This is a genomic window from Thermodesulfobacteriota bacterium (assembly GCA_036482575.1).
GTDB lineage: Bacteria > Desulfobacterota > GWC2-55-46 > GWC2-55-46 > JAUVFY01 > JAZGJJ01.
Genome location: JAZGJJ010000204.1, coordinates 1 through 2907, shown reverse-complemented (window position 1 = coordinate 2907; position 2907 = coordinate 1). Strand labels below are relative to the sequence as shown.

Annotated in this window: 4 protein-coding genes; all 4 read left to right on the top strand. The window is 61.0% G+C overall.

The features are described 5' to 3' along the window. Positions 1–353 (top strand): hypothetical protein (locus V3W31_09160; protein MEE9615093.1); only part of this gene is annotated, 353 nt, incomplete at its 5' end. Further along, entirely contained in the window at positions 350–979 is a 630-nt protein-coding gene (locus tag V3W31_09155) for a tetratricopeptide repeat protein (protein MEE9615092.1), read from the top strand. The genes V3W31_09160 and V3W31_09155, both read left to right, overlap by 4 nt. Beyond that, positions 976–1755 (top strand): 23S rRNA (guanosine(2251)-2'-O)-methyltransferase RlmB, encoded by a 780-nt coding sequence (rlmB, locus tag V3W31_09150; protein ID MEE9615091.1) that lies wholly within the window; start codon positions 976–978, stop codon positions 1753–1755. The genes V3W31_09155 and rlmB overlap by 4 nt, the downstream gene beginning before the upstream one ends. Next, positions 1756–2907: threonine ammonia-lyase (gene ilvA / locus V3W31_09145; GenBank protein ID MEE9615090.1), on the top strand; the 1152-nt coding region annotated here is incomplete at its 3' end.

The window sequence follows — 2907 nt, the reverse complement described above, 5'->3', positions numbered from 1 at the left end:
GGGTCTACACCGAAAAGCTCAAGGGCTCGCTTTCCATGGATATGCTCATATACGCCAAGGAAAAAGGGCTCGACGCCGAGTTCTACCGGGGCGGGCTCGAAGACTTGAAGGCCCGGATAAGGGAGGGCCGCCCGCTCATCCTCTTCCTGAACCTCGGCCACGAGCTCTATCCCGTGGGCCACTACGTCGTGGTTTTAGGGTATAATGACAAGATGGAGGTGGTTATCGCGCACTCGGGAAAGAAGAGCGAAGAGGTGCTCCCCTACCGGAGCTTTTTGCGCAGCTGGGAGAAGACCGGCTTCTCCACCCTTCTCATTAAGCCCGGAGAAGATACCGGAGAAGGCAGGCGATGAGATACGTTCCGATAATTTTTATCTTATCCATTATGCTCGTTTCGTGCGCCACGACCTCCCCTTACGGTTATGAGGAGGGCAAGGAGCTTACCCCGGAAGAGCACCTGAGGCTCGGGGAGATCTACGAGCAGAGGGGTGAACTCGACCTGGCCCTGAGGGAGTACCGCTACGCGGCCAGGGGCCGCCGTGGAAACCCCATGTCGCACTTCGCCATGGGCAACCTCTATATGCAGAGGGGTCTCTATATGGAGGCCGAGGACCACTTCCTCGCGGCCATAGATATGGAGCCCCTTAACGGTGTTTTCCACAACAACCTCGGCTGGCTCTATATCGAACAGGGGAGGCTCGGGGAGGCGGAGACGCATATCAGGCAGGCCCTCGCCATGGACCCCTTCAGGAACTACATATATATCGACACCCTCGGGGTAATCTATACGAGGTACCGCAGTTACGAGGAGGCGGAGAGGCTGCTTGACGAGGCCGCCGCGTACGCCCCGTCCGGGGACAAAGACGCCCTCCTGCACATCTACATGCACCAGCTCGAACTCTACCGCCTTACCGGCGATGAGGATAAGGAGCTCAAGGTCCTGAGGAAGATACGCAGGCTCGGAGGGCCCCGGAGGTGAAGAGGCTCGTATACGGGATAAACCCGGTACGGGAGGCGCTTCGGGGGAGGGGGGGGAGGGGGGCCAAGGGGGGTAGTGGGGGCGAGGTCGAAAAGGTGGTGGTCTCGGAGGGGAGGTGCGGCCGCGCGGCCGAAGAGATTTTGAAGGACGCGGCCTCGAAGGGGATAAAGGTGGAAAGGGTGGCGCGTAAGGCGCTCGATACGCTCGCGGGCACTCAGAAGCACCAGGGGGTACTGGCGACACTCCGGGGGGAGTACCCATACCGTGACATTGAGGACCTCCTAAGCGCGTGGAAGGAGAGCGGTACCCGCGCTTTTTTCCTCGTACTCGACTCCATCCAGGATCCGCAGAACCTGGGCTCGCTCGTAAGGACGGCCCACGCCGCGGGCGTGCACGGCGTTATAACCCCCAAAGACAGGAGCGCGGAGGTTACCGCGGCCGTGGTGAAGGCCTCGGCCGGGGCGACCGAGCACACCCGGGTGGCGCGCGTCACCAACCTCGCGGACGCGCTCAAGCGCCTTAAGGAAGAGGGAGTGTGGGTGGTGGGCGTTGAGGCCGACTCAGAGGAGGATATCTTCACCGCCGACCTTGATAGGGACCTCGCGCTTGTCATCGGGAGCGAGGGCAAGGGGATAAGGAGGCTCGTAAGAGAGCGGTGCGATTTTTGCGTCTCCATCCCCATGGCCGGGCGTATAAACTCGCTTAACGCGGCCCAGGCCGGGGCCGTGGCCCTCTTCGAAGCGAAAAGGCAGAGGGGGAGAGGGGGGAATGGTTAAATGCTTCCACTTATAAAAGACGCCCGAAAGGCCATAGCCGGGGTCGTAAAGCCGACACCGGTCGTATATTCGGCCTCACTCGGCAAGCTCTACAATAAAGAGGTCTACCTTAAGCTCGAAAACCTGCAGAAGACCGGCTCGTTCAAGCCGCGCGGCGCCTATAATAAGATACGCTCCCTCTCCGAGGATGAAAAAAAACGCGGCGTCATAACCGCCTCCAGCGGCAACCACGCCCAGGGCGTGGCCTGGGCCGCTGCACTCCTCGGAGTCAACTCCGTTATCGTCATGCCCGAGACCACCCCCATAGTGAAGTACATGGCCACCCGCGGCTACGGCGGGGAGGGGGGGGAGGGGGGGGAGGTCGTCTTCCACGGGAGTTCCTTTGACGAGGCGTTCGGACATGCCGAGGGGTTGGCCCGGGAGGAGGGCCGTATTTTCATTCATCCGTTCGACGACGAGCTTATAATGGCCGGGCAGGGGACCATAGGGTTAGAGATAGTGGAGGCCGTGCCCGAGGTGGATACCGTGGTCGTGCCGGTCGGCGGAGGGGGGCTTATCTCCGGCATAGCCACGGCCGTTAAGGAGACCAAAAAAGGGGTGAAGATTATAGGGGTCGAGGTAGAGGGGTCGGCCTCCTGCATACGCTCCCTTAAAGAGGGGCGCCCGGTCGGGGAGTTGAAGGAGGGGCCCACCATAGCCGACGGCATAGCCATAAAGAAGGTGGGGGAGAAGACTTTTCCCGTTATAAAAAAGTACGTGGACGACGTGGTGTCCGTTTCGGAAGAGACCATAGCGGCGGCGATACTAAAACTCCTCGAGAGGAAGAAACTCATAACCGAGGGAGCGGGGGCCGTGGCTCTCGCGGCCGCGATGGAGGAAAAGCTGCCGGCTTCCGCGAAAAAGGTCGTGCTTGTCTTAAGCGGCGGCAACATAGACGTCACCACGCTCGACAGGGTCATAAGGCTCGGGCTCTTGAGGGAGGGCAGGATAAGGAGGTTCTCGACCGTGGTGGGGGACCTGCCCGGCTCTCTGGCGCGCCTTACCTCGGCCATCGCCGAGATGAAGGGCAACATCGTCCACATAGTGCACCAGAGGGACGCGGTGGACGTGCCCGTTGGCGAGGCGCGGGTGGAGGTGATAATCGAGGTCGAG

Coding starts and splice junctions, on each gene's coding strand:
- V3W31_09155 (MEE9615092.1), top strand. CDS start 350: ATGAGATACGTTCCGATAATTTTTATCTTATCCATTATGCTCGTTTCG.